The sequence below is a fragment of the Streptomyces sp. NBC_01232 genome (assembly GCF_035989885.1).
Taxonomy (GTDB): domain Bacteria; phylum Actinomycetota; class Actinomycetes; order Streptomycetales; family Streptomycetaceae; genus Streptomyces.
Genome location: NZ_CP108518.1, coordinates 1483311 through 1496331, shown reverse-complemented (window position 1 = coordinate 1496331; position 13021 = coordinate 1483311). Strand labels below are relative to the sequence as shown.

Sequence of the window (13021 nt, the reverse complement as noted above, 5' to 3'; positions counted from 1 at the left end):
CCCCGTCCGGCTTCGTGGCTGTGGCGGCGGTGCTTGACAGTGCTTACTCGCCGGTAACAGACTGTGGCCTTCGCGTAGGTTACCGCTAGTAACTTCCGCAGTGGACGAGTACAGACAGGTGGAGGGGACATGGCGGAGTTCACCATGGAGCTGAACGACGACCAGAAGCAGGTACGGGACTGGATCCACGGCTTCGCCGCCGATGTGATGCGTCCCGCCGCCGCGGAATGGGACGAGCGCGAAGAGACTCCCTGGCCCGTCATCCAGGAGGCCGCCAAGGTCGGCATCTACTCGCTGGACTTCTACGCCCAGCAGTTCTTCGACCCGACGGGCCTCGGCATCCCGATGGCGATGGAAGAGCTCTTCTGGGGCGACGCGGGCATCGCGCTGTCCATCGTCGGCACCGGACTCGCGGCCATCGGCGTCGTCGCCAACGGCACCGAGGAGCAGATCGGGACCTGGATCCCGCAGATGTACGGGGACCAGAACGACGTGAAGGTCGCCGCCTTCTGCTCCTCCGAGCCCGATGCCGGCTCCGACGTCGGCTCGATGCGCACCCGCGCGGTGTACGACGAGGCCAAGGACGAGTGGGTGCTCAACGGCACCAAGACCTGGGCGACCAACGGCGGCATCGCCAACGTCCACATCGTCGTGGCCGTCGTCGACCCGGAGCTCGGAACGAAGGGTCACGCCTCCTTCATCGTCCCGCCGAACACCCCCGGCCTGTCCCAGGGCCAGAAGTTCAAGAAGCACGGCATCCGCGCCTCGCACACCGCCGAGGTGGTGCTGGAGGACGTACGGATCCCCGGTTCCTGCCTGCTCGGCGGCAAGGAGAAGCTCGACGAGCGCCTCGCGCGGGCCCACGAGCGCGCCCGCAGCGGCGGGGGCGAGCGCGTGAAGAACGCGGCCATGGCCACCTTCGAGGCCTCCCGGCCCGCGGTCGGCGCGATGGCCGTGGGCACGGCGCGCGCGGCGTACGAGGTCGCCCTCGACTACGCGAAGACCCGCACGCAGTTCGGCCGCCCGATCATCGACAACCAGGGCGTGGCCTTCCAGCTCGCCGACATGCGCACGCAGATCGACGCGGCCCGGCTGCTGGTGTGGCGGGCCTCCTGGATGGCCGTCGCGGGCCGGCCGTTCGAGTCGGCGGAGGGCTCGATGTCGAAGCTCTTCGCCAGCGAGGTCGCCAAGAAGGTGACCGCCCAGGCGGTCCAGATCCTCGGCGGCAACGGCTTCACCCGCGAGTACCCGGTGGAGCGCATGCACCGCGACAGCGCCATTTACACCATCTTCGAGGGCACCAGCGAGATCCAGCGCCTGGTCATCGCCCGGACGATCTCCGGCATGCCGATCCGCTAGGCGGCCCGGACGCCGGCGGGCGGGGCGCCGGGTGCCGGGACCGTACCCTGCGCCCGGCCCAGCCCGGTGAGGCAGAACGTGGTGAACGCGTCCGGGCCGTACTTGGGGTCGGCGATGTAATCGCCCGGGGCGCAGGGCGCACCGGCTGTGTCCGGCCCCTGGGTGACGCGGTACTCGGCGCGCGGCGAGGCGCAGGACTCGACGCGCAGGTCCTGTTCGGCCCAGTCGCCCTCGTTGCGCACGCACTGCCCGGTCGCCAGCCGAGGGTCGCCGACCACCATCCCGAGCAGGATGAGGGCGGGGACGGCCAGCAGGACGAGCAGGACCGGCGCCATGAGGATCAGCGCCGGGGCCCGGCGCCACACCGGCCTGCCGGGGTCGAGCGCGGGCCGGTGGCCGCCCGACGGCGGAGCGAGCCTGCGGTAGGCCGAGCGCGGGCCGAGGTTCATCAGCAGGGTCACCGGCGCGATGAAGACGGACAGGGGGCTCCACCAGCCCTGCCACAGGGTGTCCGACGACATGCGGCGGTAGGTGGCGAGCCCGCAGTCGCGGCAGAACGGTCCCCGCACGCTCAGGAACCGCATCAGCACGACGATGCCCTGGTGGCCCCGTACGGTCGCGTGCGCGGCGGGCCACGCCCCGCACACCTGGCACCCGTACCGGCCCGGCTCCGGGTGCGCGCCGTAGGCGCCGTACGCGCCGTACGACGGCCCTCCGGCGTGCCCGGGGCCCGGAGGGCCGCTCTGCGGCGGGACGGGTGCGGTGTAGGGGTTGTACGGGCCGGCGCCGTTCTCCGGCTGTGGCGGAGTGGCCACGGGATCTCCTTGCTCGCGTCGTGATCACCGGCGTGGTGATCACGGCACGATAAGCCCTGCCGTCAGGGTCGCAGCAGCCGGGCGAGGGCCCGCCCGAAGAGGAACCGGCCCGCCGCCGCGACCAGGGGGTCCAGGGCGCGGGGGAGGCCCCGGAAGCGCAGCTCCTCGCGCCAGTGGATCTCCGAGCCGCCCGCGGCGAGGGGACGGATCTCGATCTCCGCCCAGCCCGTCACCGTCCGTCCGCGCTTCTCCAGCCGGACCAATCCCGACAAACCCTCCGCAGGGGGTCGCCAGACCACCACTTCCATGCGGTCGTCGAACGTGATCCTGCTCACGCCCGTGCGCGCCGTGAAGATCGTCCCGGCGTGCGTCGGGGGAGGCGTCTCGATGATCGTCCGGGTGAGGGGGACCTGTGCGCCGTGGCGCTCCCAGTCAGTGAGCCTCGGCCATGCCTCGACCGGCGGCAAAGACGTGTGGTGAACGATCCGGATAGCGGGCATGAGCGCATGGTAATCGGGCATACACACCCTGAACTGGACGGCGAATATGGGTTCCGTCCGGGGGCGGCGATCAGTAATACTCACCGCCACCGTGGATCGCGGAATCGACCGGGTGACCACCGGCGCTCCCGCCCCACTTCGCGAGGAGGTGCGCCATGTGCTCCCACCAGCCACCCTGCCCTACCGCCGACAGCGCCGATCACGACGCCGCCCGCATTGTGGCCTCTCACCCCGAACAGGGCTGGAGCCTGCTGTGCAACGGGGTCGTGATGTTCGACGACACCGGTGAACTGCTCCCCGACAGCCGCACGGTGGAACCCCGCCGCCCGGCCCTGGTCTGAGCGAGGAGGCAGCATGCGCCAGCAGCTGATCCGCAAGCCCGTTCCGAAGCCCGCCCCCCGAGACCTGGACCTGCGCACACCGTCGGGCAGACCCCTCCCGTACTGACGGGAGCCCAGGATTTAGGCAGTTCTCCAGGCCCACCGGCCGCCACCAGTCAGCCGGTGGGCGAAGCCGCGCCGCCCAGGAACGCCGTCTCGTAGGCGGCGTCCCCGATCGCCGCGCGGGCCTGCCGCTCGCCCCGGTCCCGCAGGGCCGTGAGCGAGGGCGAGCCCATCTGCGGCCGGCCCACCGTGCGCCACCAGGCGTGCGCGGTGCCCAGCAGCCGCGCCGCCAGTTCCCCGTCACCCAGCCCGGCCACCGCCGTGGCCAGCAGGTCCAGGCCCAGCGCGATGCCGAATCGGTCGCCGAGCAGGCGTTTTCCGGAGAGCATGGCCCGTACGTGCCGGGCCGCCTCCCCGTGGTCGCCCAGGCCCAGCGCGGCCACCGCCAGTACGTAGTCCGCGTACGCCCGCAGCCAGCGCTCGCCGAGCTCCGCGCACGCCTCCCGCAGGGCCCCCGCCTCCTCGGTCGCCTCCTCGAAGCGCTTCAGGTCGCACAGGGCGTAGCTGTTGGCCAGCCGGCACATCAGCCAGCCCGTGCCGCTCGTCCGCCCGCCGTGGCCCGCCCGGGCCCGGGGACCGGCGAGCCGCAGGGCCCGCACGGGGTCGCCGGGCATCAGGACGGACGACGCCGCGAGGTAGGCCGCACGCAGCTCCCGCTCGGGGTCCGCGAGCCGGGCCGCGTCCCGCGTGCACTCGTCCCCCAGCAGCCGGGCCGCGTCCATGTCGCCCTGGAGCAGCGCGGTGAGCCCGAGGGCCCACACGGCCTGGTTGTACGCGGTCCCCGTGCGCGGAGCGGCCCCGAGGGCCCGTTCCAGGAAGCCGCGGCCCTCGTTCACGTGCCCGCACGCGAACCAGTAGAACCACAGGGCCCCGGCCATCTCCAGGGCCGCCGTCGGGTCGGCGGTGAGCAGGTGTTCCAGGGCGGTGCGCAGCTGCGCGTGCTCGGCGGAGATCCTGCGGAACCAGTCCACCTGCCCCGGGCCCATCCAGCCCCGGTCGGCGGCCTGGGAGAGCGCCGCGTACCAGTGGGCGTGCCGGTCGGTGACGATCCCCGCCTCGCCGAGCTCGTCCAGCCAGTCCTGCCCGTACTCGCGAATCGTGTCCAGCATCCGGTAACGGGGCCCGGTACCGCGTTCCTCGGTGCGCAGGACCACGGACTTGGCGGACAGGCCCGCCAGCACCCGCTCCACCCGGGCGGCGGGCAGCGGGCCGCCCGAGCAGACGGCGCGCGCCGCGGCGATGTCGAAGTCGCCGGTGAAGACCGAGAGCCGGGCCCACAGCAGCCGCTCCAGCGGCTCGCACAGCTCGTGGCTCCAGCCGATGGTGGTGCGCATCGTCCGGTGCCGGCGCGGCTGGGCGGCCCGGGCGTCCGAGAGCATCTCGAAGCGTTGGCCGATCCGCTCGGCCACGTCCTCCAGCGACCACAACCGCATCCGGGCGCCCGCGAGTTCCAGCGCGAGGGGGATGCCGTCCAGGCGCCGGCACACCTCGGCGGCCACCTCGGTCCGGGCGGGGTCGGTGAAGACGGCCGCCGCCCGCGGGGCCGCGGCCAGGGCGCGGGCCCGGAAGAGGGCGAGCGCGTCGCTTTCGGGGCCGTCACAGGGCAGCGGCCGGACCCGCAGGACCTCCTCGCTCGGCATGCCGAGCGGCTCCCGCGAGGTGACCAGCACCGTCAGTCCGGGGGCCGACTGGAGGAGTTCGCCGACCAGGTGGCGGCAGTCGGCCACCAGGTGCTCGCAGGTGTCCAGCACCAGGAGGAGTTCCTTGTCGGCCATCCACGCGCACAGCTCCTCGTCGGGAGGGCGCGGGGAGTGGTCGGCGAGCCCGACCGTATGTGCGACGGTGGCGGTGAGCAGGCTCGGATCGCGCAGGGGGGAGAGCTCGATCCACCAGACCCCGTCGGGCCGCGTCTGGCGGGCGGTCGCGACCGCCCGCAGGGCGAGCCGTGACTTGCCGACCCCGCCCACCCCCGTGAGGGTGATCAGTCTTCGCTCGCGCAACAGGCCGTCGAGCAGCTGGAGTTCGCACTCCCTGCCGACGAAGCTCGCTGGTTCCGGGGGCAGGTTGCCCGGCACCGGGCAGGGTCCCGGACCGGGGTCGCCGTCTGCGGAGTCTGCCTGACTGTCATGGAACGAGTACTCACCGAACACGGATGTATTGTGCGCGATCTTCCCGTCCGGCCGTGCCGTTCAGGCCGGATCGGTGCCTTCTTTCACGCGGCGAGTGTGATCCGGCGCTCCGCGGAGAAGGATCCCCAGTTGCCGTCGGGGAGCCTGGCCCGCAGTTTCACGGCCCACACCGTGCCGGCCGGCTCGGTCACCGTGAGCCGGTGCTCGGCCCGGCCGCTGGGCACCGCACCCGCGCCGAACTGGATGACGGTCGTGGGCAGTCCGTTGACGTACAGCTCGTACTCGGTGGTCGGGCGGCCGGTGTCCGGGGCGGTCCAGGTCAGCGTGACCGTCCCCGGGGAGGCGGCCGCGGTGAACTCGGCGGGGGCGGTGCCCGGGCCGTCGCCGGACGCGGGCGGGGTCGTCACGTCGACCGCCGGGCCGTCGGGCGAGGAGTTGTCCGCCCCGTCTCGGGCCCGGACGGTGAGGGTGTAGACGGTGTCGGGCTGGAGGCCGTCGAGGGCGGTGCTGCTCTCGGCGGGGCCGGCGGTGTGGATCCGGACGCCGCCCTGGTAGACGTCGTAGGCCGTCACGCCCGTGTCGTCGGTCGAGGCCGTCCAGGACACCCGGGCGGAACGGGGGCCCGTCGCCCGTGCGGTGGTGGTGGCCGGGGCGGTGGGGGCCGTGCGGTCCTCGGCCTTGACCGCCGGGGTCGTCACGAGGGCGGCCGGGCCGGGCCCGGAGAGGTTCCCGGCGGCGTCCTCGGCCCGGACCGTGAAGGTGTAGCCGGTCTGCGGGGTAAGGCCGGTGATGTCCACCATGGTCTTCTCGGCGGGGAGTTCGCGGACCAGGTGGCCGGCCTCGAAGACCTGGTAGCCGATCACGCCGTCGTGGTCGGCCGCCGCGTTCCACATGACGTGCACGCTGGTGGCGCTGCCGGCCTGGGCGGTCAGACCGGCGGGGGCGGGCGGGGGCTCGGTGTCGGGCGCGGTGCAGGCCGTGAGGCCGGTGAGGCCGAGCAGGCCGGTCAGGCCCAGGCCGGCCAGGCGGAGGGCGAGCGTGGGGGCGCTGCGTCGCACGGGGTGCCTTCCTCGGCTTCCTTAAAGGTCTAGACATATATGGCACGGAGCGCGGTGACGCCACAAGACCCTTGCGGGACCCCCGCGGGCCCGGGCCCGCGGTGTGACCGGGTTCGTGTTCTTCTGCTCAGGTCCGGCAGCCGGGGGTGCCTTGCCGAACGACCCGCCGGGGCGAGATCGTCAAGGACTGACCTGCCGTCACGGACGGTCAATACCCGTACGGCGGACACGTCTTTCGCCCGAAGGCACCCCCTCCTGCGCCACCATGGCGGCGAATAAGGAGGTTTCGATGGTGATTTCCCTTTCGGTGGTCGTCCTGCTCCTGATTCTGGCGTGGATCTTCCTGCGGGGCGGTGGGCTCAAGCTCTCGCACGCGGTCGTCTGCGTGCTGCTCGGCTTCTACCTCGCCAGCAGCAGCATGGCCGCGACCATCAACGACGGCCTGACGGCCACCGCGAACGTGGTCTCCAGCCTCAATCCGTGATCGACTGTTGCGCCTTCGTGAATCATCCGGCGACTCCATGGACTCCTCGAGCGGTGCGATCTAGCGTCTGGCGGCGGCGCGACATCAGGCGCAACGTCAACAACGCTGCAGAGACATGGAGGAGGTCCGGATGTTCCGAAGATCGCTGAACTGCGCCGTGCTGCCCGTCGTCGCCGCACTCACGGTGATGTACGGCGGCTCTCCGGCCCAGGCCGACGAGATACCCAAGGCCCCGGGCCACCGCCTGGTCACCCACTACGAGGGCGGCCCCGCGGCCGCCGGCCCGCTGCCCGGCCAGGCGCCGCCGCAGCACCCCTACCTCGCGCCCAACGGCCGCAGCGGCATGCACTCCGACGCGGCGGGCAGCGCCACCTCCCCCTGGGCGGGGCCGCTCGGCCGGAACCCGAAGGTGACCAGCGAGAAGATCGCCGCCCTCGGCGGCGAGTGCGCGACCGCCACCTTCGACTCCGCCGGCCGGCTGGTCACGGTGTGCGGCACCTTCTCCGGCTTCAAGGTCAAGCTCCTGGAGCCCCGTACGCTCGCCACGCTCGCGGAGTACCCCCTCCCTCAGCGCTCGTCGACGGTCGAGGCGATCACCTCGCTCGACTTCGCGAAGATCTTCAAGGACACCTCGGGCGGCGCCTACTTCTACCTGGACGACCGGGACCGGGCCGTACTGGCCGACTCCCGCCAGCACGTCCTGCGCCTGTCCCACTCCCGGAGCCCGGACGGGAGCTGGAAGTTCACGGTCGACAACGACTGGGACCTCACCGGACACGTCCCGCACGACTGCGTGACCTGGACCAACCTGTGGCCCAGCGGCACCTGCGACCCGGTCACCTCCGTGATGCCCGACTGGAGCGGGCGGATCTGGTGGGTCACCCGCCAGGGCCGCGTCGGCACGGTGGACCCGGCGACCTCGCAGATCCGCTCCGTCCAGCTGCGGGGCGAGGAGATCCAGAACTCCTTCTCGGTCGCCGAGGACGGTGTCTCCATCGTCTCCGACCACGCGCTCTACAGCTTCCGCGCCGCCGCCGACGGGACCCCCGAGGTGCAGTGGCGCCAGACGTACGACCGCGGCACCGCCGCCAAGCCCGGCTCCGTCAACCAGGGGTCGGGCACCACCCCGGACCTCTTCGGCCGGGACTACGTCGCCATCACCGACAACGCCGACGACCGGATGAACGTCCTCGTCTACAGGCGGGGCGCGGACGTCCCCGCGGACCGCCGGCTGGTCTGCAAGGTGCCGGTGTTCGGATCCGGCGCCTCGACCACCGACAACTCCCTCATCACCTGGGGGAACAGCATCGTCGTCGAGAACAACTACGGCTACGAGAACCCCACCACCCTGCTGCTGGGCAAGTCCGTCGTGGGCGGAGTGACCCGCATCGACGTCCGCGCCGACGGCAGCGGCTGCGACACGGTCTGGGAGAGCGCGATCCGCGCTCCCTCCGTGGTCCCGAAGCTCTCCACCGCGAACGGGCTGCTCTACTTCTACGAGAAGGAGCCCAACTTCCTGGGCATCGACGCCTGGTACCTCACGGCTGTGGACTTCCGCACAGGTGAGCGCCGCTGGCGGCAGCTGACCGGCACCGGTCCGCTCTACGACAACAACTGGGCCCCGATCACCCTCGGTCCCGACGGCACCGCCTACGTCGGTGTCTTCAACGGCATCATCTCGGTCCGCGACAGCTGACGGCGAGCGCCGTTTCCTCCGCCCGGCGATGCCCCGGCGGAGGAAACGGCGCTCCCGGGGCCCTACTGCTTCTTGAAGGACCGGATCTGGTAGTTGCCCATCAGATTGCCGCCCTCACCGCCCGGGGTCGATCCGACGCGCGACTTGTAGTTGGTGTTCGTGTAGTACTGGACGCGGTTGTTCTTTCCGTTCCACACGGAGCGCACATTGGCCCCCCGCTGAATGAACCCGCAGTTGTCGGCCGTGTTCGCCCGCTGGGCGTCGGGGAATTCGCAGCGGTCCCCGCCGCCGTTCCAGTCGCTGTAGATACAGAAGTTCCCGGAGTTGCACGTGTACGCGGCGGCACGGCTCTCACCTGCCGCGGCAAGGGGCGCGGACCCCAGGACAATGGCGAGAGAGAATCCGGCGGCGGCCAATGAGGTAATACGACGCATGGCTGAGTCAGTCCCTTTCGGAATCATGTACGGGCACCGGCCCGAAGAAGATGGGGACTACCGGTCGTGCTCGGCAGGGCGCGCGAAACGCGATCCGTCGTCCGCCCCGACCCCACAAGGATGTAGGAGGAAACTGTCTCTACGGTAGAGGCTTTTCCGTCAGCGGGCCGCGCTTACGCGCCATTGCCGAGGGCATGTGTCCTCGGCGGCGGAACCGGACGGTCGGTACGCGTCACGGACTTCGTCAGCTCAGCCCCCGGCGGCGCCACTCCCGCGCCAGCAGCCGGTAGGAGCTCACCCGGTCCTCGTGGCCGTGAGTGATCGTGGTGATCAGCAGTTCATCCGCACCGGTCGCCTCCTGAAGTCGCTCCAGATGATCGGCGACGGTCCGGGCGGAACCGACGAACCGGGTCTCTGTCCGGTCGGCCACCAGCTCCCGGTCCGCGTCGGTCCAGGGCAGGGCCCGCGCCTCGGCCGGGGTGGGGTAGGGGATGGCCCCCTCGGCCGTACGGATGCTGCGCACCCAGGCCCCGTACCCCGTGGCCAGCTCGCGCGCCGTCTCCTCGTCCTCGGCCACCACCACGTCGGCGGACACCGTCAGGTACGGCCGCTCCAGCTCGGCCGACGGCTTGAAGGCTGCCCGGTACCCGTGCGCCGCCTCCAGCACCGAAGCGGGGCTGACATGGTAATTGGCCGCGAACCGCAGCCCGTTGCGGCCGGCCGTCTCCGCACTCACCCCGCCGCTGCTGCCCAGGATCCACACCTGTACGTCGGCCCCCTCGCCCGGAACGGCATGCGCCTCCAGCCCCTCCGGGGAGCGGTACTCGCCCCGCAGCAGCGCGAGCACGTCGTCGACCTGCTCGCCGTACTCCTGCGGGCGCGCCCCCGGCAGGTTCAGCAGCTGCTGCTGGAGGGCCACCCGCGGATGGCCCAGCAGATGGGCGAAGGAGAAGCGGTCCGGAATCCGCAGCCCGTTCGGGGCGTACCCGTCCACCACCGGGGTGACCGGGGGCGCGGCCGGACCTTCCGACGGCCGGGGCCCGCCCGCCGAGCGGCCCAGCCCCAGGTCGATGCGCCCGGGATGCAGCGCGTCGATCAGGCCGAACTCCTCGACCGTCGACAGCGCGGTGCGGTGCCCGAGCTGTACGGCGCCCGAGCCCAGCCGGATGGCCGAGGTCGCGGAGGCGGTCAGGGCGAGCACGACGGCCGGGGAGGTCCCGGCGACCCCGGGGTTGAGGTGGTGCTCGGCGAACCAGTAGCGGGCGTAGCCGAACTCCTCCGTCCGCCGGGCGAGATCGATGCTGTGCCGCAGGGCCTCGGCGGCCGTGGAGCCGGACGACACGGGGACGAGGTCGAGGACCCCGAGGGGGATGCCGGGCATGGCCGGACTCCTTGCAGGTCGGAGAGGAAGGGGTCGGTACGCAGCCACCGCCTGCTGCGACGTGCGCGGCGCGCGGTGGCCGCCCGCCGGCTCAGCGTGGGGCCGGGGCCGGGGCCGGAGCCGGAGCAGCGAGCCCGAGGTGGTCGCGCAGGGTGGAGCCCTCGTACTCGGCGCGGAAGACACCCCGTTCCTGGAGCAGCGGGACGACGGAGTCCGCGAAGCCGTCGAGGCCGCCCGGGGTGATGTGGGGGACGAGGATGAACCCGTCGGCGGCGTCCGCCTGCACCAGGTCGTTGATGGCCCCGGCGATCGTGGCGGCCGAGCCGACGAAGGTCTGCTCGGCGGTCGTGGCGATGACCAGCTCGCGGATCGACAGGTTCTTGGCCCCGGCCAGCTCCCGCCACCGCCGGGCGGTGGCGAGCGGGTCGCGGAACTGCCGTACGCTCGCCCGCCCCAGGGCGATGGTGTTCTCCCCGGGCTCGGGATCGATCGCGGGCAGCGGGCCGTCCGGGTCGTAGGCGGACAGGTCCCGGTTCCAGACGTGCTCCAGGTACTTGATCGCGGTCTGCCCGCTGACCTGGAGCCGGCGCACCTCGTGGGCGGTCTCCCGTGCCTCGGCATCGGTGTCCCCGAGGACGAAGGTGGCCGCGGGCAGGATCTTCAGCCGGTCGTGCGTACGGCCGTGCGCGGCGAGCCGGCCCTTGACGTCCGCGTAGAACTCCCGGCCCGCCTCCAGGGTCCCGTACCGGCCGAAGATCGCGTCCGCGCCGGCCGCGGCGAACTCCCGGCCCTCCTCGGAGTCGCCCGCCTGGAAGATCACCGGTCGGCCCTGCGGGCTGCGCGGCACGTTGAACCGGCCTTCGATGTCGAAGTGCCGGCCCCGGTGGGCGAAGGTCCCGGCCCGCGCGTCCCGCAGGAAGGTCCCCGACCCGGCGTCGGCGGCGATCGCGGTGCCGTCCCAGGAGTCGAACAGCTCGTGGGCGGTGGCCAGGAACTCCTGGGCGCGGGAGTAGCGGTCCTCGCGCGGCAGGAATCCGCCGCGCCGGAAGTTCTCGCCGGTGAAGGCGTCCCAGGAGGTGACGACGTTCCAGGCGGCCCGGCCCTCCGAGAGGTGGTCGAGCGTCGCGAACTGGCGGGCCACCTCGTAGGGCTCGTTGAAGGTGGAGTTGATGGTGCCGGTGAGGCCGAGGCGCTCGGTCACCGCCGCCAGGGCCGTGAGCACCGTGAAGGTGTCGGGCCGGCCGACCACGTCCAAGTCGTGGATCCGGCCGCCCTGTTCGCGCAGCCGTAGTCCCTCCGCGAGGAAGAGGAAGTCGAACTTGGCCCGTTCGGCGGTCTGCGCGAAGTGGATGAACGAGTCGAAGTCGATGTGGCTTCCGGCGTCCGGGTCGCTCCAGACGGTGGTGTTGTTGACGCCCGGGAAGTGGGCCGCGAGATGGATCTGCTTGAGCGGCTTGCTGCTCATGGTTCGTCCTTCCGGAAGGTCCGGGACGGGCGGCGGGTCGGGAAGCGGGTCGCGAGGCGGACCGGGAGGCGGTCAGGCGGCCCGGCGCGCGTAACGGCTGCCCGGGCGGTGCAGCCCGAGCAGGCCGCGCAGGGTGTCCGCCTCGTACTCCCGGCGGAAGACGCCGCGCCGCTGGAGCTCCGGCACCAGCGACCGGGTGATGGCGGGCAGGTCGTGGGCGATCACGCCAGGGTGCAGCAGGAAGCCCGACAGGCCGGCCTCCCGCCGCTCCAGGAGGAGGTCGGCCAGCTGTCCGGGGCTTCCGGTGAAGACCCCGGCGTCGGCGCCGTGGGGGAGCCCCGCGAGCGCGTCGAGGCGTTCCAGGCGAGCGCCGGCCGCCGGGGCGTCTTCGTCCAGGAACACCGTGAGCTCCCCGAAGAGGTGGAGCGGGTCCGCCGTGAGCCCGGTCGCCTCCCGGGCGCGCCGGATCGCCGCGACCGCGGCGCGCGTACGGTCGCCGTCGTGCGCGGCCACGTACCCGACGTCGGTGGACCGGGCGACGAGCGCGTACGAGGCTTCGCCGGCGCCGGACGCGCTGACGACGGGCTGCCCCTGCGGCGGGCGCGGGGTGATCGACGGCCCCCTGACGCTGAAGTGACGGCCCTCGAAGTCGATGTGGTGCAGCTTGTCGCGGTCGACGAACCGGCCCGTTGCCACGTCCCGGATCTCCGCGTCGTCCTCCCAGCTGTCCCATAGCCGCCGGATCACCTCGACGTGGTCGGCGGCCTCCGCGTACAGCTCCGTGTCGGCGAGCGGCACGGTCCGCCGTCCGAAGTGGCGTGCTTCGTGGGGGAGTCCGGACACCTGGACCCGCAGGCCGGCGCGGCCGCGGCTCACGTGGTCGAGCGTGGCGACGGCCTTGGAGATGTGGAAGGGCTCGGTGTGGGTGGCCGTCACGGCCGGGACCAGCCCGATGTGCCGGGTCAGGGGTGCGACACGGGCCGCGGTGAGCACCGCGTCCAGACGCCCGCGCACCCGGTCCGGGCGCTCGTCGAATGCCTCGGGCAGCGAGGACTGGAGGGCGAGGCCGTCCTCGAAGGTGATGAAGTCGAGCAGTCCGGTCTCGGCCTCGGTGGCGAGACCGGCCCAGTAGCGGGCGGTGAACAGCTCGGCGGGCCGGGCACCCGGCTCGCGCCAGGCGGCCGGGTGCCGGCCCGCGCCGTCGAGGGAGACGGCGAGGTGCAGGGGTGCCGGGGGCGTTGAGGAATCGGACACGTG

At 72.4% G+C, this 13021-nt stretch carries 12 protein-coding genes; 4 read left to right on the top strand and 8 right to left on the bottom strand.

Annotation, left to right across the window (positions count from 1 at the left end; translation table 11 throughout):
• Positions 1-129 precede the first annotated feature (129 nt).
• On the top strand, positions 130-1359 hold the full coding sequence (locus OG444_RS07030; protein ID WP_327261319.1) for an acyl-CoA dehydrogenase family protein: 1230 nt from the start codon (positions 130-132) through the stop codon (positions 1357-1359).
• Here OG444_RS07030 and OG444_RS07025 read toward each other — a convergent pair.
• Together OG444_RS07025 and OG444_RS07020 are read right to left on the bottom strand one after the other, a co-directional pair.
• Positions 1356-2174, bottom strand: coding sequence for an LppU/SCO3897 family protein (locus OG444_RS07025; RefSeq protein WP_327261318.1), 819 nt, complete (start codon positions 2172-2174; stop codon positions 1356-1358). The genes OG444_RS07030 and OG444_RS07025 overlap by 4 nt on opposite strands.
• Positions 2175-2236: 62 nt before the next feature.
• Positions 2237-2674, bottom strand: a complete 438-nt coding sequence (locus OG444_RS07020; RefSeq protein ID WP_327261317.1) for an SRPBCC family protein — start codon at positions 2672-2674, stop codon at positions 2237-2239.
• A 155-nt stretch (positions 2675-2829) separates the two neighbouring features.
• On the opposite strand from OG444_RS07020, the gene OG444_RS07015 reads away from it, so the two are divergent.
• Positions 2830-3015 carry a DUF5999 family protein gene (locus OG444_RS07015; protein ID WP_030388211.1) on the top strand — a complete coding sequence of 62 codons (186 nt, stop codon included), beginning with the start codon at positions 2830-2832 and terminating at the stop codon, positions 3013-3015.
• Between the two features lie 155 nt (positions 3016-3170).
• Here OG444_RS07015 and OG444_RS07010 read toward each other — a convergent pair whose 3' ends face one another.
• Complete coding sequence (locus OG444_RS07010; RefSeq protein WP_327261316.1) at positions 3171-5192, bottom strand: ATP-binding protein; 2022 nt, start codon at positions 5190-5192, stop codon at positions 3171-3173.
• Between the two features lie 137 nt (positions 5193-5329).
• On the bottom strand, positions 5330-6304 hold the full coding sequence (locus OG444_RS07005; protein WP_327261315.1) for a fibronectin type III domain-containing protein: 975 nt from the start codon (positions 6302-6304) through the stop codon (positions 5330-5332).
• Positions 6305-6593: 289 nt separating this feature from the next.
• On the opposite strand from OG444_RS07005, the gene OG444_RS07000 reads away from it, so the two are divergent.
• Positions 6594-6788 (top strand): hypothetical protein, encoded by a 195-nt coding sequence (locus OG444_RS07000; RefSeq protein WP_327261314.1) that lies wholly within the window; start codon positions 6594-6596, stop codon positions 6786-6788.
• 130 nt (positions 6789-6918) lie between these two features.
• Positions 6919-8484, top strand: a complete 1566-nt coding sequence (locus tag OG444_RS06995; protein WP_327261313.1) for a hypothetical protein — start codon at positions 6919-6921, stop codon at positions 8482-8484.
• A 62-nt stretch (positions 8485-8546) separates the two neighbouring features.
• On the opposite strand, the gene OG444_RS06990 is transcribed toward OG444_RS06995, so the two are convergent.
• The 4 genes from OG444_RS06990 to OG444_RS06975 all read right to left on the bottom strand — a co-directional run bounded on the left by OG444_RS06990 (position 8547) and on the right by OG444_RS06975 (position 13018).
• Positions 8547-8918, bottom strand: coding sequence for a peptidase inhibitor family I36 protein (locus tag OG444_RS06990; protein WP_327261312.1), 372 nt, complete (start codon positions 8916-8918; stop codon positions 8547-8549).
• A 244-nt stretch (positions 8919-9162) separates the two neighbouring features.
• Positions 9163-10299 carry an LLM class flavin-dependent oxidoreductase gene (locus OG444_RS06985; RefSeq protein WP_327261311.1) on the bottom strand — a complete coding sequence of 379 codons (1137 nt, stop codon included), beginning with the start codon at positions 10297-10299 and terminating at the stop codon, positions 9163-9165.
• 91 nt (positions 10300-10390) lie between these two features.
• Positions 10391-11764 carry an NtaA/DmoA family FMN-dependent monooxygenase gene (locus OG444_RS06980; RefSeq protein ID WP_327261310.1) on the bottom strand — a complete coding sequence of 458 codons (1374 nt, stop codon included), beginning with the start codon at positions 11762-11764 and terminating at the stop codon, positions 10391-10393.
• Between the two features lie 72 nt (positions 11765-11836).
• On the bottom strand, positions 11837-13018 hold the full coding sequence (locus tag OG444_RS06975; protein ID WP_327261309.1) for an LLM class flavin-dependent oxidoreductase: 1182 nt from the start codon (positions 13016-13018) through the stop codon (positions 11837-11839).
• Positions 13019-13021 lie beyond the last annotated feature (3 nt).